The sequence below is a fragment of the Oceanobacillus aidingensis genome (assembly GCF_042654105.1).
GTDB lineage: Bacteria > Bacillota > Bacilli > Bacillales > Amphibacillaceae > Oceanobacillus > Oceanobacillus oncorhynchi.
The window spans coordinates 329,572-349,617 of the sequence record NZ_JBHSFT010000050.1 but is presented as its reverse complement, the minus strand read 5'-3'; the positions used below and the strand labels follow the sequence as shown (position 1 = coordinate 349,617).

General features: G+C 40.6%; 14 protein-coding genes. 1 reads left to right on the top strand and 13 read right to left on the bottom strand.

What is annotated here, in order from left to right; translation table 11 throughout:
• Window positions 1-30: 30 nt before the first annotated feature.
• Window positions 31-831, bottom strand: a complete 801-nt coding sequence (locus tag ACFO3P_RS22695; protein ID WP_042534580.1) for an SDR family NAD(P)-dependent oxidoreductase — start codon at window positions 829-831, stop codon at window positions 31-33.
• 289 nt (window positions 832-1,120) lie between these two features.
• Here ACFO3P_RS22695 and guaC point away from each other — a divergent pair, with 289 nt between their 5' ends.
• A complete protein-coding gene (gene guaC, locus ACFO3P_RS22690; RefSeq protein ID WP_289584829.1) occupies window positions 1,121-2,104 on the top strand; it encodes a GMP reductase in 984 nt (327 codons plus the stop codon).
• 71 nt (window positions 2,105-2,175) lie between these two features.
• Here guaC and ACFO3P_RS22685 read toward each other — a convergent pair whose 3' ends face one another.
• The 12 genes from ACFO3P_RS22685 to addB form a co-directional block, all read right to left on the bottom strand.
• On the bottom strand, window positions 2,176-3,855 hold the full coding sequence (locus ACFO3P_RS22685) for an ABC1 kinase family protein (RefSeq protein ID WP_379542635.1): 1,680 nt from the start codon (window positions 3,853-3,855) through the stop codon (window positions 2,176-2,178).
• A 128-nt stretch (window positions 3,856-3,983) separates the two neighbouring features.
• Window positions 3,984-4,415, bottom strand: a complete 432-nt coding sequence (locus ACFO3P_RS22680; RefSeq protein ID WP_042534586.1) for a hypothetical protein — start codon at window positions 4,413-4,415, stop codon at window positions 3,984-3,986.
• A 20-nt stretch (window positions 4,416-4,435) separates the two neighbouring features.
• Window positions 4,436-5,533, bottom strand: a complete 1,098-nt coding sequence (gene ddlA, locus ACFO3P_RS22675; protein WP_289584830.1) for a D-alanine--D-alanine ligase — start codon at window positions 5,531-5,533, stop codon at window positions 4,436-4,438.
• A gap of 691 nt (window positions 5,534-6,224) precedes the next feature.
• The gene (gene rodA / locus ACFO3P_RS22670; RefSeq protein ID WP_289584831.1) at window positions 6,225-7,391 is read right to left on the bottom strand and encodes a rod shape-determining protein RodA; all 1,167 of its coding nucleotides are present in this window, start codon (window positions 7,389-7,391) and stop codon (window positions 6,225-6,227) included.
• Window positions 7,392-7,408: 17 nt separating this feature from the next.
• Window positions 7,409-8,038: a helix-turn-helix domain-containing protein gene (locus tag ACFO3P_RS22665; RefSeq protein ID WP_289584832.1), complete on the bottom strand. Its 630-nt coding sequence runs from the start codon at window positions 8,036-8,038 to the stop codon at window positions 7,409-7,411.
• A 216-nt stretch (window positions 8,039-8,254) separates the two neighbouring features.
• Window positions 8,255-8,803, bottom strand: coding sequence for a signal peptidase I (gene lepB, locus ACFO3P_RS22660; protein WP_289584833.1), 549 nt, complete (start codon window positions 8,801-8,803; stop codon window positions 8,255-8,257).
• Window positions 8,804-9,032: 229 nt separating this feature from the next.
• Window positions 9,033-10,532, bottom strand: a complete 1,500-nt coding sequence (locus ACFO3P_RS22655; protein WP_289584834.1) for an alpha-amylase family glycosyl hydrolase — start codon at window positions 10,530-10,532, stop codon at window positions 9,033-9,035.
• A 349-nt stretch (window positions 10,533-10,881) separates the two neighbouring features.
• On the bottom strand, window positions 10,882-11,085 hold the full coding sequence (locus ACFO3P_RS22650; protein WP_289585465.1) for a hypothetical protein: 204 nt from the start codon (window positions 11,083-11,085) through the stop codon (window positions 10,882-10,884).
• A gap of 68 nt (window positions 11,086-11,153) precedes the next feature.
• Window positions 11,154-11,525, bottom strand: a complete 372-nt coding sequence (locus ACFO3P_RS22645; protein ID WP_289585464.1) for a YisL family protein — start codon at window positions 11,523-11,525, stop codon at window positions 11,154-11,156.
• A gap of 143 nt (window positions 11,526-11,668) precedes the next feature.
• Window positions 11,669-12,826 carry a DUF418 domain-containing protein gene (locus ACFO3P_RS22640; RefSeq protein WP_289585463.1) on the bottom strand — a complete coding sequence of 386 codons (1,158 nt, stop codon included), beginning with the start codon at window positions 12,824-12,826 and terminating at the stop codon, window positions 11,669-11,671.
• 3 nt (window positions 12,827-12,829) lie between these two features.
• On the bottom strand, window positions 12,830-16,546 hold the full coding sequence (gene addA, locus ACFO3P_RS22635; protein ID WP_289585462.1) for a helicase-exonuclease AddAB subunit AddA: 3,717 nt from the start codon (window positions 16,544-16,546) through the stop codon (window positions 12,830-12,832).
• Window positions 16,539-20,036, bottom strand: coding sequence for a helicase-exonuclease AddAB subunit AddB (gene addB / locus ACFO3P_RS22630; protein ID WP_289585461.1), 3,498 nt, complete (start codon window positions 20,034-20,036; stop codon window positions 16,539-16,541). The genes addA and addB overlap by 8 nt, the downstream gene beginning before the upstream one ends.
• Window positions 20,037-20,046 lie beyond the last annotated feature (10 nt).

Genomic DNA, 20,046 nt, shown 5'->3' with positions numbered 1-20,046 from the left:
TAGCTTTTTCCAATGAAAAAGGTTAGTGCATTAACGCATCACAGCCCCGCCCGAAATTTTCACCGACTCCCCTACAATATTTCGCGCAGCATCCGTCAGCAGGTACGCAATCGTATTGCCCACCTCATCCGGAGCTGTTATTTTTTGAGAAGGCAACGAATCCTCTGCTGCTTTTCTTACCTGTTCATAGGATTGATTCGTATTTTCCGCTTTTGCTTCAAATAAACCTTGTACCATTTCTGTATCAACAAAACCGGGACAAACTGCGTTGACACGAATATTATATGCAATTGCTTCCAAAGCCATAGACTGTGTCCAGCCGATCATCGCAAATTTAGAAGAAGCATAAGCACTATTTCCATATGTCCCCCGCAAACCGGATAAAGACGCCACGTTGACGATATTCCCCTGCTGCTTCTCTTGCATCTCCTGATAAATTTCTTTGGTCAGACTGAATGCAGATAAATAATTTACAGTAAGCATGGCTTGTATATCCGCTTCTTCCAGCTGATTCACCGTCTTGTTTCCCGCAATTCCAGCGGCATTGACTAAATCAGAGATAAATCCCAATGCGTCCCGTGCGTTGCTGACCAATTGCGTTCTTTCCGCTTCCTCTGTTATATCTGCCTGCTGCACAAATAGCTTCGAAGCATCAGTAAGACCTTCCAGCTCCTGTCTAAGTTCTGCAAGCTTATCGGCATTCCGTCCGGTTATGGTGACCTTAGCCCCCATCTGTGCGACAATCTTCGCTGTTTCTCTTCCTATTCCGCCAGTTGCGCCGGTTATTAATACATGTCTTCCTTCTAATGCATCTTTTGAAAATATGGCCATGGTGTATTCCCCTTCCAATTCATTACTTTGATATGATTATCCTCCAATTATAGCATGATTGTTCTTTTCTAATTAAACGTTGTTGTCGCGTATACAATACCCCCCCTTACCTTTCCCCCTATATTTATTAATCCAACTATAGATTGTCATGAAGTGCCTTATTTTTCAAATTATTATGTCGATAAACAGGCATAAAACATTGACAAAATACCTGGATTGGGTTAAATTACTAAAGGCGAATGTTTTTAATATCCAATATAAATTTTATTCGTGTTTAGGAGTGTTTTAAATGGAAAATGTTTTTGATTATGAAGATATCCAATTAGTTCCCGCAAAATGTGTGGTAAATAGCCGTTCAGAATGCGACACCTCCATTGAGTTTGGCGGAAGAAGCTTTAAATTACCGGTCGTTCCTGCAAATATGCAGACGATTATTGATGAAAATATTGCAACCTATTTAGCTAAAAATAATTATTTCTATATTATGCACCGTTTCGAGCCTGAGAAACGTATTGATTTTATAAAAACAATGCGAGAACAAGATTTATTCGCTTCTATCAGTGTCGGAGTGAAGGATGACGAGTATGCTTTTGTGGAATCACTTGCTGAAAATAACTTAGTTCCAGAATATATCACCATTGATATTGCACACGGTCATTCAGAACCTGTTATCCGTATGATCAAGCATATTAAAAAGCATTTACCAGACAGCTTTTTAATTGCTGGTAATGTTGGTACTCCAGAAGCCGTACGTGAGCTGGAGCATGCCGGTGCGGACGCTACAAAAGTAGGAATCGGACCTGGTAAAGTATGTATTACTAAAATCAAAACTGGTTTTGGAACGGGCGGCTGGCAGCTGGCAGCACTGCGCTGGTGTGCAAAAGCTGCAAGTAAACCAATTATTGCAGACGGCGGTATCCGTACACATGGCGATATTGCCAAATCCGTACGTTTTGGTGCGTCCATGGTTATGATCGGTTCATTATTTGCCGGTCACGAAGAATCTCCAGGAGAAACCATTGAAAAAGATGGCAAGAAGCTGAAGGAATACTTTGGTTCTGCATCGGAGTTCCAAAAAGGAGAAAAGAAAAACGTAGAGGGCAAAAAAATGTACGTAGAGCATAAAGGTGCCCTTCAGGATACATTGACAGAAATGGAGCAAGATCTTCAATCCTCTATTTCTTACGCCGGCGGCAGACAGTTAGATGCTATCCGCACAGTGGATTATGTGGTCGTGAAAAACTCTATCTTTAACGGCGATAAAGTATTCTAAGTAGCATTCAAAAAAGCTTATGTCAGGAAAGGGACAAGCCCTTCTGACATAAGCTTTTTCTCTGTTTAAAGCTAAAACCTTCCTGACCTGAATATCGCAAAAATAAGCCATATAAACATCAGCACAGCAACAACAAAGCCAATTTCAATAACTGGCAGACTCCAAAAATAGGAAACCTCTCCCGCGATTGCTGAACCGACAATTAATCCAACCATAATAATACTGAACGATAACAGGACGATACTGAACGATAAACGGTTACTGATTCTGTCCAGCTTCTTAAGAATCATGTCCACTCTGGAAACGGATATTTCCAAAGGCACCTTCCCCTTCCGAATCAGCTTATACACCGCATTAACATGCTCCGGTAAATCTAAAATAATATCCTTATAATCGTCGACCTGCTCGTAAACTTCCTCTGCCATTTTTTTAGGGCGATATTTCTCTTTAATCAGCCTCTTTCCAAATGGCTGTGCTATTTTAACAATACTGATATCCGGATCTAACCTTTCTACGGTCCCTTCCAGAGTTACCAGTGTTTTCCCGACCAAAGATAAATCAGCGGGAATACGAATTTGGTGTTTGGAGGCAACACTGAACAAATCATTCACCGCTTCTCCCAAGCTTACCTGGCTAAAAGGCACATCATAATATTTATCCCGCAGCTCTTCAATATCTGCCCGCATCATATCATCATTGACATCATCAGGGACCACACCCATTCGATAGATAGCCTTCACGATAGCATGCGTATTTTGACGGGCCAGCGCAATAATCATATCCGTCAGATGCTCCTTCATTAACGGTGTGAGCCGGCCGACCATTCCAAAATCCATAAATAACAGCTGATGACCCGGTAGTATCATCACATTACCCGGGTGCGGGTCTGCATGAAAAAAACCATCTAATAATATTTGTTCAAATAAATTATGAATTAATTTTTCTGCAATTACCTTGGGCTGATAGCCTTCCCGGATAAGCTGCACATTCTCATCTAACTTTATCCCTTTGACAAATTCCATTGTCAGCACACGTTCGGTTGTATATTTCCAATACACATCAGGGACTTTCACGCCTTCTTTATCATTTTTGAAATTCATCGCAATTTTATGCGCGTTCCGTCCTTCCAAAGTGTAATCTAATTCGGCCAGGATGGATGCTTTAAATTCTTCAATGATTTCGGTGATTTTATATTGATAAGCCCACTCTAAACGTGTTTCTGCAAGGGTGGCAAAATTCATTAAAATCTCTAAATCCGTATGAATTTTCTTTTCAATATTCGGGCGCTGTACCTTCACAGCTACTTCTTCCCCGCTCTGCAAAATAGCATAATGAACCTGTCCGATCGAGGCGGCGGCGATAGGCTCTTTGTTAAACTCTTTAAATATATCATGAATCGGCTCTCCCAATTCCCTCTCGATAATTTCCTGAATTTCGGTATAGGAGACTTTCCCGACCTGATCCTGCAGCTTCTCCAGCTCTTTAATAATACCTTGGGGAATCAAATCACTTCTTGTGCTTGCGATTTGTCCAAGCTTCACAAAGGTCGGACCTAATTCTTCCAGGAAAAGCCGAATTCGCTCTCCTGTTGTTTTTCTATGTATTTCCTTCTTCCCTTTAAGAACTCTTTCCGGCAAAGAAACAACCTTTTGCAATCCCAATTCCTTTACAATATACCCAAAGCCATTACGGGAAAATGCAACAAGTATTTCTCGATAACGTTGTATATGACGAATACGTTTATTAAGAATCGCGGTTCCCTCCTTTCCCGTTTAATTTCTATTGATAGTATACCCATTCTTATCCATCTGTTAACAGGAAATCCAGGCTATTTTACAAAGAGGAACTGTTTTCCCTATGACAGCTCCTCTTTGTAAATTTATGCCTCGTTCTTATTTGTTAGTTTTATAATGCTTATTTTCACATATAACCCGATCAGCATACAAATGGATGGCAATATAATAGCCAGGAAAATCAATTGTCCATTAATCAATGCTAAATAAAGATACGGCAAGGAATAAAACATAAGTGCCTCAGATACTGCCAGCGGGACCAAGGTGTACATTATCAGATTAATGATAAAAACCAGGGAAACCGTCAAACTATTTTTTAAAAGCGTTCCTTGATTTTTCAATGCAAATCCAAATAATACATACGCGATTAAAACTCCGAAAAATACCATTTGCAGTTGATTCGTGAAAAGTACCATTAGCATGGCAAACACTGTCAGGAAAAAGTGAAAAATCAGCGCCGGCAAATTGTTTTGTAAATATGCTTTGATACCGCCGTTTTCTATGTTGTCGCTAGACATTCAATCATCCTTTTACGTCTTTAATTTTGAATAGAGCTCTTCAGCTGCTGATCTCTTTGATGTCTTTCGATTGCCAGTTCAATTAATTTCTCTATCAGTTCCCGATAGGAAACGCCGCTCTCTTCCCAAAGCTTTGGATACATACTTATCTTCGTAAATCCGGGCAATGTATTAATTTCATTAATAATAATCGTATTATCCTCTTTTAAAAATACATCTACTCTGGCTAAGCCTTCACAATTTAAAGCCTCAAAAGCTTGAACAGCAGTCTGTTTAATTCGATCTGCCACGTCTTTGTCCAATACAGCAGGTATTTCTAAGCTTGCTCCAGATTCATCAATATACTTCGCTTCATAAGAATAAAATTCGACGGTTGGAAGAATCTCGCCTGGTACAGATGCAATCGGGTTTTCATTACCTAAAACCGAACACTCTATCTCTCTCCCTGAGACAGCCTCTTCAACTAAAACTTTGTGATCATACATAAATGCATCCTGAATAGCATGGTTAAATGCTTCTTCCGTCTCCACCTTGTGTACGCCAACAGAAGAGCCTTGATTTGCCGGCTTAATAAATAATGGTGTTCCTAATTCCGCAGCAATATCCTGATAAGAGATTTGATTTTGTTTGGCTTTACGGAAGCTGTATCCGCGGGCAACATGTAAGCCTGCATCGCTCAGCAGACGCTTGGCAATATCCTTATCCATGCTGAGAGCTGAACCAAGTACAGAAGAACCTACAAATGGAATATTGGCCATTCTCAGCATACCCTGCAGGCTTCCATCTTCACCGAGTGTGCCATGGACAATTGGAAAAATAACATCTAATTGGTCCATGCTTACACTTGAGCCGGTCTCAATAATTTGATTCTCTTCCGCTCCAGGGACAATGGCAATTCCCTTCCCTGTTTTATTTAATGCAATCAGGCTTGGATCCTCTTCATTTATTAAATAGTGAGAACGGTCATTGACATGCCAATTCCCCTGCTTATCAATCCCCAGCAGATATACTTCATACTTATCTAAATTAATTGCGTCCACAATATTTTTGGCAGATTGCAGAGAAACCTCATGCTCTGATGATTTCCCTCCAAAAACAATACCAACTTTTTTCTTCATTCCAATCCTCTCCTCATTGACTCTAATGACATAATTACGATTCTTCCTATATCCTATGTGTTTATATCATTATTTGTTTGACCTGTATCGCTATTTTATCATAGAGTTCATTTGGAAGGGGACTTTAATGTCAATAATTCATCCGAAGCAGTGATTCTGATTATTAAGAAATAATAAATTTTCAACTTCTCTGCCTAATCTGGAATCCTGAATGTATTAAAAAATAATTAAGAAAAACCAAGAATACCGCTTGGTCTTTAAAACATCAGTGTTCTTGCCAAGGAGATGTACGCTACGGGAAGTCGCTTTCCGCGGGCAACGCTTCAGTCTCCTCGGAAGAAAATCGCTTCCTGCGGGGCCTTCACCTGTTGCTTTTCCGGCAGGAGTCGACTTCCCTTCGCTCCCATCTAAGAAGAAATTTGTTTCTTTTGCTTTTTACAAAGAAATAACGTAAATTCTAGCGACGGACGGGTTTGGTGGTGCGAGTAACCGCAATGGTTTTCGGTGGGACGAGTAATCGCAGTCCCAGTCCCAGGGTGAAGACCCCACAGGGAAAAAGTGAACTTCTTTTTTCTACCCGCAGGGCATAAGTGCGACTATGCTTCTGTCTGCACCTGTCGGCTTGCCAGTCAGCAAGTCTTCTTTAAAGAAAGCTAAAAAATCTTCCCATGCTGATTTTTTAGCTTTCCCCTTATTCACTAATTGCTTTTTTTCGAAATAAATAATCATTAGAGGAGCGAATTTGTACATTGATGACCAGTCCCATCATAATCAGATTGGTTATCAGCGAGCTTCCTCCATAACTGATAAAAGGCAAGGTAATCCCAGTAATCGGCATTAAACCAATTGTCATCGCAATATTTTGAAATACTTGAAAGGCAAGAATTCCGATGATGCCGACGCAAAGATAGACCCCGAATAAATTATCTGCTTCGAAGGCAACCTTTGTAATTCGATAAAGAAGCAGGAAATATAATAAAATCAGAATACTTGCTCCGATAAAACCATATTCTTCTCCAATTACTGTAAAAACAAAGTCTGTATGTGCTTCAGGAACATTCCCATTTTGAATCTGCATCCCCTGATTAAATCCGGCACCGCTCAATTGTCCTGAACCGATTCCCATGATTGCCTGCTGAAGCTGATACCCATAATCAGATGCATACTCCGCCGGATTTAACCACCCGTAAATACGGTCCATTTGATGTGATTGAAATAACCGGGAAAAAATATCTTCATTATAAGAATACAAAAAAATTAAACCGCCTATAGAAGCAGCTATGGTGAATAGCACCGGTAAAATAACTTTAACAGAGATACTGGAAACAATAATCATGGAAAAAGCAATGGCTAATACGATCAAAGCAGATCCTAAATCCGGCTGTAAAAATATAAAAACAAATGGAATTAATGTTACTGCCACTACTTTCAGCGTTAATTGAATGCTCTTTTTTAAGGACAGCTTTCGATTGCCATACTTCTCTAATAAAACAGCTAAGTAGATGATAAGAAATATTTTTATAAATTCAGATGGCTGTATCTCAAAGATTCCTAAATTCAGCCAACGTTGAGAACCGTTGCGAAAAACCCCAAAAAAATGAACGCCTAATAAAAGGAAAACGCCAATCGCATACAACTTAAATGCCTGTTTTTTTAAGAGCTCATAGTCAAAGAAAATCACTGCCAGCATTATCAACGTACCAAAAACATACCAAATACCTTGGCGAATCACAAAATAGTAAGGCTGTGATTGCGCATATTGTCCTGAACCGCTATAAATTGCAATTAAACTAATTAATAATAACAAGAACAAAATAGTGATTATACTGTAATCCAAATGGTATTTCTTCCGATTCATATCCAAACCCTCGTTAATTACGTTTTATTAGCAAGTGCATTCATTACCACTTGAACTGCTACAGCATCATCTAAATAACCAACCGGAAAAAGATAATCCGGAATAACATCTGCTGTACTGATGAAATAAATTAGTGCTGCACCCATTAAAATTAATTCTTTCCGTGTTCCTTTTTTATGACAAATCCGATGAAAAAAAGTGGAAAGTTTTTTCATATAGGCCCCACGGGCTCCTGCATCTTCTTTTTTCTGATGAAATGTATCCAGAATGAGACGGCGCCCTTCTTCTGTTTCTGCATCTTTTTCGTAACAATCCAGTTGTTTTTTTAATTTTTCCATTGAAAAAGAATCATAATGATCATCTGATTGCTCTAAAAATTGATCAATCATTACAATAGATGCTTGTATATCATTGGTATGATTCTCTGAAGTTTTGACCGGCAGTCCGGTTCTCTGAAGTAATTCATCAAAAGGAACATCCAGTGCTTTTGAAATTTCCACTAAATGCTGATTTGTCGGTTTACGCTTATGGTTGATAATTCGAGATATCGTCGAAACATTAATATTCGTCTGTTTACTTAGTTCACGCATAGAAATATGTTTTTCCTTTAGCTGTTCTTTTAAGTAATCTCCTATATTTTGACTCATTCATTATACAAACCCTTCTATTTTCAGTTATCTTTTCCTCTTATTCTACTATACGAGGGATGTTGACAAAATGTCAAATACAGCCGCAATTGAATTAGGATAGATATATAAGCTGGATTAATTTTGAAAAACCGCTTTCTGCCTTTCTTAAATAGCAAAGACGAATAAAATAAAAAACCCGCATCTAAATCAGGAAGTTCCTTTTTAGATACAGGTTTATTCAGGCCTGCCGAAATTATTAAATGGGTAGAATCGGAATGTTACTTCCCCAATAATTGCCTCTTCATTCAGAAAGCCGAAGAAGCGGCTGTCATTACTGTTTCCGCGATTATCGCCTAAAACAAAATAGGTATTCTCCGGAACAATGGAATAGCCTGTTAATTCTTCTAATGTAAAATTACCAGTTTGAAAACCCAATTTCGCCGGACCGTCATCATTTATTAAGTAGGATTCCTCCACTGCCTCTCCATTTAAATATAACGTATTACTTTTATATTCGATATGATCGCCTGGTACACCAATCACCCGTTTCACGTAATAATTGTCAGAGTCAGGGGCCTGGAATACAATCACATCAAACCGGTCTATTGAAGCTACTTTATTAACAATGATTTTATCCTGGTCGAAAAAAGTGGGCTGCATCGATTCACCCCATACGACCGAAGGAGCTAAAAGGAAATTTTTAACAATAAATAATCCGATAACAACAAAAAGAATAATTCTGCAAAGCAAATAGAATTCTTTCTTTATTGCACTCCACTCCATACTGGGCACCTCCTTTAAACAAATACTCTCTTCTTTTATTATACAATATAAGCAGGAGAATGGAACGATATATTTCTATATTCTAAAATTATTCTATACATAGGTGTGAGTAAAGTCCCTAAGAAAGGATGTTCCAAACGTACAATCATAAAAAACATGCGTCAGTAATAAATCAGACACATGTTTCTTATGCAGTTATATTTCAAATTCACCAAGGTAATTAACGATATTAATTGTCTGCATGCTCTCTTTGCTTCTGCTTTCTTTTTAATAGTACAACAGCAATCACAAATAATAAAAGAACAGAAACAATAAAGCCGATAAATAACCAATTAAAGCCTTTATCTTCTTCTAAAAGATAGACTTCCACAGATTCTCTTGGTATTCCAATCCGATAATTGCCCTCTTCATTTTCACGGACTAAATTATCCTCTAAAATACCGGTCAGCTGCATACCAGATTCTAAATTAGTTTCATCAATATATGCTGATTCACTTCCGTTATTAACAGCGACATACATCACTTCGTCTTCATAGCTGCGGCGGAAAACCAGCATGGATGCTTCCGAGCCGACATATTCAAAATCTCCCAACCTTAATGCCGGAAATTCATTGTGCAGCGCAGCAATACGCTTATGAAACTCCCTTAAATCTTCATCTCCGCTATTAAAAGGAACAAGCCGCTGCGATTCTTCCGCATCCATTCCGTACATGGGAAGCTCTGTCCCCTGCGTTACCATTGTTGCCCCCGGTGTCGTATACATATAGGTTAAGGCAAGTGTCCAGGCCGTAACAGCATTACGTTGATTTTCCGAAAATAAGTTTGTAAAACGTTCTTGTTGAAGGCCATCGATTTGTTTATAAAAATCGGTCAGCCCTTGTTCATCCCACATATCAAAAATAGCAGAAACATCCTGATCACTATCAGCAAATGTTTCGCTTAATACTTGATTTAAATCCGGGTAGTTGATGAGGTCGAGGGATGTATTTTCCATTAGCGAAGCCGCTTCATCAATCGTTGCAGCACTTGTATCCCCAATCAGATAAAAATCAGGACGGTTTTCTTTCAAAGCTGCTGTCAGCTCTTCGACAAATGGCTGCGGCGCCATGTCTGCATCCTGAAGCTTAAATCCATCCACTTCTGTTTCTTCCTGCCAATATCTCGCAGCGTCTAATACATATTCCGCAGCCTCCGGATTTGTTAAATCAAATTGAACTGTTTCTAACAGCCATTCGTCATCTGATTCAGGTGCTCCAAGCCACCAATCTTCCTTGTCCGCATCATCTGTTAACGGATTGGTATCCGCAGCATAATTAAATACAAAATCAATCATTATTTTCATATCACGATCATGCACTTCGGATACAAGACGCTCAAAATCTTCCATTGTTCCAAATTGCGGATTAATCTCATAAAAATCATTGGTCCAATAACCATGATATCCTCTTTCTTTATTTTCCATAATCGGACTCAGGGAAATCGTGGTAATTCCAATATCCTGCAAATCGTCTAATTTATTTATAATTCCCTGAAAGTCCCCTCCATGGTAATGATAAGGATCGTTAATATCTAATTCTCCTTCAATTTCCGTATCCCCATTATTAAAGCGGTCAATCAATACCTGATAAAATACTTCATTATGTATATCTTCGTCCTGTGCATGTACCGGTATTTGTATGATAAACATACTGATAACAGCAGCAAGTCCAATACTTATTTTTTTGATCATAGATTTTCCCCCAATGATATAAAAACTGTAATTACGATTCCACCCTCGTTTTATTATCACTTATTTTCTTAAAAAATCATACCTTGATTGGAATGATGTAAAAAAGCGTTCACAATTAAACAGAAAAAACAAGAACACCACTTAATCTTTAAAACATTGGTGTTCTCGCCAAGGAGATGTCCGCTACGAGAAGTCGCTTTCCGCGGGCAACAGGTGAAGACCGCACGGTAAGAAAATCGCTTCCTGCTCAGGTCTACCTGTTGCTTTTCCCGCAGGAGTCGACAACATCCGCTCCCATCTAAGAAGAATTATGTTTTATTTGTTTTTTTACAAAGAAATAACGCAAATTCTAGCGACGGTTTTTGATGGGACGAGTAATCGCAGTCCCAGTCCCAGTGGGAAGACCCCGCAGAAAAAAGTGAACTTCTTTTTTCGAGGAGGCTGAGCGCAAGCCCATGGAAAGCGGAGTATTTTTTCCGTAGCGGCTATTTTCAGCTGTTTTTATAAACATTCTTATTTTAAAATAAAGTGCCTCGGCAATGGACCAAGGCACTTTATGTCATCCTGTTCATCGAGAATGTATTGCACTATCCTCACAGGTGTGTTCGTCATCCTCTTATTTTAGAAATAAAAACCCATTGGAAGACGGAAAAAGCCTAAAACAATAACAATAATCAGTGCGATAAAGAATTGAATCCATTTGCCGGTTACTGCTTTTCCTTTTTTCGTAGAAACCAGAATTCCTTCCATTACCACAACAATCCAAAGACCGGCAAGTGCTTTTACGATGGCTTCAGCAAGAAGCGGCATGCCATAGCCTTGGATATAGTCCCAAGTTAATAATCCACCGGTAACGATGATAAATAAATACACAAGTCGTAAAATCATATGAACAATGGTTGCAGGCTTGTTACTGTTTTTCTTGTAAAGGGCTAAAGCTACTAAAAATAGAATCAGACCCAGCGCCCACGATGTAATATGCATATGCGTCATTCATGTTCCCTCCTTCAATTTTATAAATACATGTCATCATCTTCTGTCACATTTCACAAAAATGACTAATATTCGTTTATAATGATACCATTTTCTTCCCTAAGATGACATTTAAACGTATCTTTGTCAACAAATTGCCATGATTAGCGTTTCATTGGCTGTAATTTTTTATACGTAATGGATCGCCATACCCATTCCACGGGACCAAACCGAAAATATCGAAGCCAGATTATACTTCCGATAATCTGTAAGCAGAAAATCACAATCACGAGACCGATTTGATGAATGGGCCGGATTTCCCCGTATAATCCAAGACCGACACCATAGAAAAGCCAAAAAGAGATAATCGATTGCAGCAAGTAATTAGATAATGCCATTTTTCCGATCGGCTTCAGGACACCAAGGACTTTCTGCGCCCTTTTCTTCTCCCATAATAATGTAATCGATATCAGGTAGAAGACGGCCGATGCCGTCCCGCCAATATTATCCTGAACCAGACTGAACCAGAGCGGGTTGCCAAATGTATACGGTCCTATCTTAAATACGATGAACACAATCAGAGAAATAACCCAAACCTTTTTCAATATTCCCTTATGGAGAAGCGGCTCATGAAACCATCTCTTTCTTGCTAAGTACATCCCAAATAAAAACAGCGGCAGGAAAATAAAAGGAAACAGGAAAAAGCTGAAAATCCCGTTTGATAACTGCCAATCCTGAAAATTCTGCGCCAGAATAATGGAAAAATCATTGGATTGATAGCTTTGAAAAGCTTGGTTTATTTCCGCTGTATAACTTATATCAATAAAATTCCTTGCCGCATACTGCAGACCTGTCAAGGCAAGGGTAGATGCACCTAATAAACCAATCGCCCAGCCCATTAAAACCTTCTCCCCGCTGTATAAGAAGAATAATAGCAAAAACCCCATTGTTCCATAAGTCAGAAGAATATCTCCGCTCCATATCGCAAAGGCGTGAATGATTCCAAAAATAATCAACACTCCCAGCCTCCGTCCAAAAAAGCCGTATGGAGAAATGCCTTTTTTATCTAAGCTGTCCTTTTGAATTTGTATGCCAAAACCAAAAAGAATCGAAAACAGCGTGTAAAAGCTCGCTTGAAAGAAAATATCAAGAAAAATCAAGCTGTACTGATCTATTTTAGCCGTCCAGGCATCCTCTGCTCCGCCATAGAGAAAATAAGGAGCAGAAAATGCTCCTATATTGACCATAAATATTCCAAAAATCGCAAAGCCTCTTGCTGCGTCTATCCATTCTAATCGTTTGTTTCCTTGATAAGGTTGCACCGGCTACTCTCCTTTGATAAGCAGTCCTTTTGAAAAGAAATAGAGATAGGTTTCCTCCACAGGCTGCTTCCAGATTTCTTCTATAGCGTATCGATAAAGCTCAAGCTGGGTCTTATATCGTTTTTTCAATTTTTCTTCCAATTTCTCTGACATCTCTTCTGTAATCCGGTCTGTTTTATAATCAAGAATAATCCAGCCGTTTCCTGAAGGGATAATACAGTCAATAACCCCCTGGATCAACACTTTTTCTGAGGAGGCCCCCTGCCAGTCAGCATATACCTTTTCGGCCGGCAGCATTAAACTGAATGGCACTTCCTTATACAACTTTTTCTTATCAAAAATCTGCTGTGCAATGGCGGATTCTAAAAATGCGATAATATCCGAAGCGGATACACTTTCAGCTTCTGCAGCTGTCATTTTCTCCTCCTGCACCAGTTTTTCAATAAATTCCTCTACTTCTTCATTTGTAAGCATGCCTTTTAGAGGAAGATGCTGCATCACGGTATGAAGTGCGGTCCCTTTTTCGGCCGGTGTTAATTTCTTTTCCGCCTGCATAAATCTTGGTCTTTTCGTAATTGGAGCCTTCGTCGCTGCAGGAAGCATTTTTTCATCGCTATACGTATCCTTCTGCTCCTGCTGACGTTTCAACTCGGTTACAGATTGCTTCGCACGTGAATGAGCAGCTCCCTGATAAGGATACTGATAAGAAAGACGGTGATCCACCCAAGCATCTAACGCTTTATCTTTCTGTTCAATCGGATCCCAATTTCTGATATGCGTTTTTAAGGCATCCTGTTTCTCCTGTACCCGGTTTTCAAAGGCAACGATATCCTGACGCGGATAAATATTTGCCTCCCACTTGGACGCATCCTGCGTAATCGCAGATAAAACCTGATTACCTATCTCCTCTTCCCGCAGGACTTCTCCCTGCGGATGACGGATAAGCGCAGGGCCAATCCAATCCAGATAAGTCTTTGCTCCAACCCGGAAATAAGCCGGCAGCACCCAGTCTGGATGGTGTGCAATCCAGGACCATGCTGCTTTCCGCTTCTCCGCCGAATCCACTGTCCCCACCATAAACAGCTTCTCTTCCGCACGTGTCAAGGCAACATACAATAGACGAATTTCTTCAGATAATTGTTCTCTCCTGATTTTTTCCCGCATCGCATGATAAAACAACGTAGAATATTGAATTCGTTTCTCGGGATCAATAAATTTACTGGCAAAGCCCAAATCCTTATGAAGCAGATACTTTTGATTTAAATCCATCATATTAAATGATTTGCCAATGCCGCCGAGGATAACGACCGGGAATTCCAGTCCTTTACTTTTATGAATCGTCATTATCCGGACAACATCTTCCTGCTCACTGAGTGCACGGGCAGCACCTAAGTCCTTTTGCTCTTCTTCCATTCTTTCAATGAATCGCAAGAAGCGGTATAAACCGCGAAAGGACGTTTCTTCATAGCTTCTTGCCCGGTCATACAGCGCCCGTAAATTTGCCTGACGCTGCTTTCCTCCAGGGATACCGCCGACAAAATCATAGTAGCCGGTTTCCCGGTAAATCTGCCAAATCAATTCCGAGAGCGCTCCCTGCTGGGCAGATAACCTTAAATTATCCAGCAGCTCCTGGAATTCCTTTAACTGTTCTGTTACACTGTTATCTTCTTTTGCCATGTATGCTAACAGGGCGTCATAAAAATTACCGTGACGATCAGCTAAACGAATAGCCGCTAAATCATTTTCCTGAAGCCCGACGATAGGCGACCGCAGTACTGCAGCCAGCGGAATATCCTGACGCGGATTATCAACAGTCTTTAATAAACTGATCATGACTCTGATTTCAATCGCTTCAAAATAGCCAGAGGTCAGTTCAGCATAGACAGGTATACCTTGTTTTTTCAGCTCGTCCATAATTACCGGGGCCCATGTCATTGAACGCATTAAAATAACGATATCCCGATACATCAAATTACGGTGCTGCCCTTTTCCTTTATCCACCACCTGCATTGGTGTTCCATTTTCTCCGGTGCCAATCCATTCCTGTATTTTTTTAGCATAGGCGCGCGCTTCAATTTGCGCCTTTTCTAAATCTTCCTCTGTTTCTTCTCCTCCATCGGATTTCTGTCCCTGTGGAGAATCAATCAGCAGCAATTCCGGGTTAGAGTCGAATGGAAATTCATCGTACATGCGGTTACCATAAATCAATTCAGCATCCTCGTCATAGGCAATATCCCCGACCGATTCATCAAACAGCTGACGGAATAAATAGTTTGCACCAATCAACACTTCTCCCCGGCTCCGGAAATTCCGGTTGAGATCAATTCGTTCTGCGGGATCATCGTTTGCGGCAAATTGTTTATACTTTTCGATAAACAGGGAAGGCTCTGCATGACGAAACCCATAGATACTTTGCTTCACATCGCCAACCATAAACATATTTCCATTATCTTCCGGGTTGCGGACTAATTGCAGAATCCTTTCCTGCACCAGGTTCGTATCCTGATATTCATCAACGAGTACCTCTTTAAACTGCTTTTGCAGCTGGAAAGCAATCGAAGAAGCCTGTCTGCTGTTATCCTCTGGATTTGTCTCTGTTAAAATGTCCAGACAATAATGCTCCAAATCATTAAAATCAACGATAGCCTGTTCTTTTTTTCGATTTTGAAACTTATCCATATAGTCTTCTACCATCAAGGTCATTTGTTTCAAAACAGGTGCCATTTCCTGCATATCCTGAATATGAGCAGGCAAGCTGCGGACAAACCATTTTTCCTTCATCTTGTCCCATCTGTCCTTGACTTTTTTCCGAAAATCCTTCACTTGTTCCCGTTTCTCTGGATTATCGTCTGCTTTTTTTCTGGATAAAGCAGCAAACTTTGCATCTTGGACAAATTGGTGTAATGCCTCCCAATACGTTATTTTTTCCATCGCTGTATCCAGTATCGCTGTATCCTTTTCCAAAGCATCCAGATAATGATACGGTCCATCCGGCTCTCTTGCCACAGCAATAGCTAATGCATTCTCCTGCTTCATTGCTTCTAATTGACCCGATATTTCTTCCTTCACCTCCTGAATCCAGGGGATGGTCTCTTCCGTCCAATTCTCCTCTATTTCATAATTAGCCGTCAGCTGGTGCAGCCATGCTTTGGGTGATGGATGCTGGACTGCAAAATTTGCCGTCCGTAAGATTAACTCTTCCACATCTCTGTCGCTTCGGTCATTAGAAAAGCGGTTCACCACTTCAAAGAACGTTTCCTGCTCCGTATTCGAATCATCATACCAGCCCTCCAGCAGCTCATCCAGAACCTCCCGTTTGATCATATCCATCTCTACCTCATCGGCAATCCGGAAAGAAGGATCCAGCTCGATCATATAGGCATTTTTTCGTACAATATCCAAACAAAAAGAGTGTAATGTCGAAATAGAAGCTCTCTGTAATAAGGACAGCTGCTTTTTTAAATGAAGTGATCCAGGCTTTTCAGCCAGTGCCTTTTCTAACGCTGCTCCAACTCTCGCCCGCATTTCCTGGGCAGCAGCATTTGTAAACGTAACGACGAGTAATTCATCGATATTAATTGCATCTTCTTCCTTTAATAACTTCTGAATAATACGTTCTACAAGGACAGCTGTTTTTCCGGAACCAGCTGCTGCGGCTACAAGGATATCCGTACCGCTTTGATAAATTGCCCGTTCCTGTTCCTGTGTCCATTTAACCACGGATTTCCCCTCCTTTTAGCCGTTCAATCACTTCTTTTTCTTTCATATTTGCTATTTTTCTATAATTATTTCCTTCTAACGCAGGATCAAACTGACAAACTGCATGAAAAGGACAATACGTACATGCTTCGGTCTCTTTTTTCAGAAACGGATTAATTTCTACTCCGCCTGAAGTCATATCCAGTCCCGCCTGCTTCAGTAATCCATGGATATGATTTTTCAATTGTTCAAATGTATCTTCATCGGCAATTTTCGAATTGCTGTTGAATGTACCATCTTTTTTCAGTCCGGCAGGAATAATATGACTGTTTCCCGATTCTAATGACTCGTCCATCATTCTGGCGATGTCCTCATCGGATAAAAGGAGCCCTCTCATTTTATAAGACTTAAAGATTTGCTCCTCGATATCGCTGTCTAATTTCTCTTTATCCATATTAATCATTGGATTATGCACATGGAAATAAAGGACACCCGCAGGACTCGCCTGCTGACCGAGCCATTTTTCGGAATGAGTCAGTACAACATCTAAATACGTCAGCATTTGCAGGGCAAGACCATAGTAAACTTCCAATAAATCCAACGCACGGGAGCTTGATTTATAGTCGATAATCCGTAAATATAAATCCTGATGGAGCTGTGCTTTATCCACCCGGTCAATTCTTCCGCGCAGCAGCAGCTCATACCCATTTTCAAGCGGCAAAATAAGCGGCGGCAACGGGCTGTTCTTCTCTCCAAAGCTGAGTTCAAGACCAATTGGACTGAAATCTGTCTGTCTCGCCTGCTCACTTAATATAAATGCTGCCCTGGCAATAATCTCCTCCAGCTTTTGCTGAATAAATGTGTAACGGTTCGAGCTGTGCAAGATTTGATGCTGCAGTACGGGAGATAATTTCTGAATCGCCCGGTGTGCATAGTTCGCCGATGTCTCCCTGGTAAGCTGCTTAAAGTCTGTTTTTTCATTCTGAACCCACTCTGTAATGAGGCGCAATGCTTCGTGGAATAATTGTCCAATATCCGGAGCATCCAATTTATATGTTTCTCTTTCCTTCAAATTCAAGCTGTAACGGGCAAAATGCTGGTACGAACATCTGTAATAAGATTCCAGACGGCTGACACTTGCCTTAATTTGTTTTGGATAAAGTTCTTCCGCTGTTTTCTTTTTTAAATGCTCCGGCTGGTTTTTATAAAATAAGCCTTGTAATATGCGATAGGTCATACGGTATTTCGGCTGATTTTTTACATACCAGTTATAAACAGCAAACCAGGCATGATCAATCTCATAACCGCGCTGCAATCTTGCAAATTGCGTCGTCAGAGCAGATCTTGTTTTCGTTTCGGTCGTAATAAATCGCGTTGTATCCGCAGTATCCTCCACATCTTGAAATAATACATGCTCCTGCGTTGCAGGAAACAGGCCTTCTATTCGATGAACAACCTGAGAAGGGACCTTCGCTTTTCCTTCCTCATCACTAATTGGATAACTGATCATCAGCTTATCCTTTGCTACAGTTAAAGATAAATAGATATAAAACCAATCATCCAGCAGCTGCCGTTTTCCATTATCCGCAAGCTTCAAGCCATTTTGCTCCAGCAAATCTCTTTCTTCATCGTCAATCATGCCATCGATTGTCGGCTTCATTGGCCATATTCCTTCATTCACACCAAGTAAAAACGCGCAACGGACATCAGACATTCTTGACCTGTCAATCGTTCCCACTAACACATGATCCATGGTCGGGGGCACATGTGAAAATTCCAAAGCTTCTGCGCCGGCATTGATGGAAGCATTGAAAGTAGTCATATCCATTTCTTCGTCACCAGCTATTTCTACCATTTCATCCATTAATTGGAGCACTGCATCCCAGACCTGCTGCTGCTCCCTTCCTCTTTCAGGAATGCCTTGTTCGTCGAAGGATGCACGCATTTCTTCCAGCTTTTCGGGTACGCCTAGTGATTCCAGCCAAATAAAAATAGCTTCACAGCGCTCTTTTACACTTCCTGCTGCACGAAAGCTTTCATCAAAAGGACGGAGTGCATGCGTTATTTGGTTGCGATAACGATTGATTTTGTCCTGCATCTCCCTTTCCGTGTTTGTCTGCGCAGCCTGTTCAAAGCCGCGGAAACGTTGATATTTCCAAGGTTTATCATCTAACCACTGCTTCCGGTAACGAATACCATATTCTATCGTATAGTTCTCTAATTGATCAATGGCGTCACTGGTTAAAGGAAACTCCTCATCACTGGCAGGGATAAAGCCGGTTTTTAAAACCCGGAAAATGGCATCGGAACGCCAGCCATTTTCAATTGCCTCCAGCATCGAACGAATCAGTTCAATCAATGGATGATGCAGCATAGAACGCTTCTGATCAATAAAAACGGGAATATCATAATCGCCAAAAATCGTTTCTATTAAATCATCATAAACATCCGGCTGTCTTACTAAAATGGAAATGTCCCGATAGCGGTACTCTTCGTCTCTGACAAGGGAAAGAATTTCTCCGGCAACACCCTCTACTTCTGCACGCGGATGCACTGCTTCAGCTATTTGAATCGGAGCCTTCCCTTTGTATTCCGGTAAAGGCCGTACATCAAAATTCTGTTCTAAGTGAGCAAAGTAGGCACGTTCTTTAAACTGATCCTTTGCCGGGTCTAAATAAACGGCCTGTTCCAGCGAAATACCGTTCTCTTCCGCTGCAGCTGTTAATTGGTGGTAGGTTTGATTCGTCTGGTAGAAGATATCCAGCTCCTCCAGATTCTCTGTGCCTGCCGGATCTAATGTCAAGCCAATATGAACCTGTGCACATTTCTTCATTAATTCCGTGATTACCGACAGCTCCTGCGGCGTAAAGCGGTGAAAGCCGTCAATATAAATATGTGCTCCTTCCAGCGTGCTTGCCTGCGGAATTTTTTCCATTAATATCTGCAGTCTGTCTTCACTATCCATATACATATGCTGCAGCTGGTTAAGAAGCTGTTCATAAATGTAAATGAAATCATCCAGTTTTCGGACTAACCCTGTTTCCGAGGGAGATTGATGCACAAATTTATTGAATTGCTCCTGCTGTAACCGGAGTGCATCAGGTGTAATTTCATATCGCTTAAATTCTTGAATAACAGATTCTAACTGGTCCAAAAATCCTTGTTTTTTGATTGCTTTTTGAAAAGCCATCCAATCTCCGCTTTTTTCAGCAATGATTTTCCGAAGCATCATTTGGGTTCCAACCGAACTGATAAAAGGCTTTAATCCGCCCCCTATCTCCTGTAAAATCCGCCATGCAAGCCGTGAAAAACTGGCAACCTGCGCCCGGATACTCCCATTTAAATGCTCCCGGCTGAATAAAGCTGTTTCTAATTGAAAGGTCATTTGATCCGGTACAATATAAAAAATAGCCGGACCAATCGGCTCCTTTTGCAGACGATGTTCAATATCCTTCATCATCCACTCGCTTTTATCTGTACCGGACCTGCCTAAAATAAATCGCACAGTCAATCTGATACAC

What these genes read in the sequence shown, in the direction of transcription:
- lepB (WP_289584833.1), bottom strand. Translation starts at nt 8,803, where the DNA reads ATGGAGTGGAGTGCAATAAAGAAAGAATTCTATTTGCTTTGCAGAATT.
- ACFO3P_RS22680 (WP_042534586.1), bottom strand. Translation starts at nt 4,415, where the DNA reads ATGTCTAGCGACAACATAGAAAACGGCGGTATCAAAGCATATTTACAA.
- ACFO3P_RS22665 (WP_289584832.1), bottom strand. Translation starts at nt 8,038, where the DNA reads ATGAGTCAAAATATAGGAGATTACTTAAAAGAACAGCTAAAGGAAAAA.
- rodA (WP_289584831.1), bottom strand. Translation starts at nt 7,391, where the DNA reads ATGAATCGGAAGAAATACCATTTGGATTACAGTATAATCACTATTTTG.
- ddlA (WP_289584830.1), bottom strand. Translation starts at nt 5,533, where the DNA reads ATGAAGAAAAAAGTTGGTATTGTTTTTGGAGGGAAATCATCAGAGCAT.
- guaC (WP_289584829.1), top strand. Translation starts at nt 1,121, where the DNA reads ATGGAAAATGTTTTTGATTATGAAGATATCCAATTAGTTCCCGCAAAA.
- ACFO3P_RS22695 (WP_042534580.1), bottom strand. Translation starts at nt 831, where the DNA reads ATGGCCATATTTTCAAAAGATGCATTAGAAGGAAGACATGTATTAATA.
- ACFO3P_RS22645 (WP_289585464.1), bottom strand. Translation starts at nt 11,525, where the DNA reads ATGACGCATATGCATATTACATCGTGGGCGCTGGGTCTGATTCTATTT.
- ACFO3P_RS22655 (WP_289584834.1), bottom strand. Translation starts at nt 10,532, where the DNA reads ATGATCAAAAAAATAAGTATTGGACTTGCTGCTGTTATCAGTATGTTT.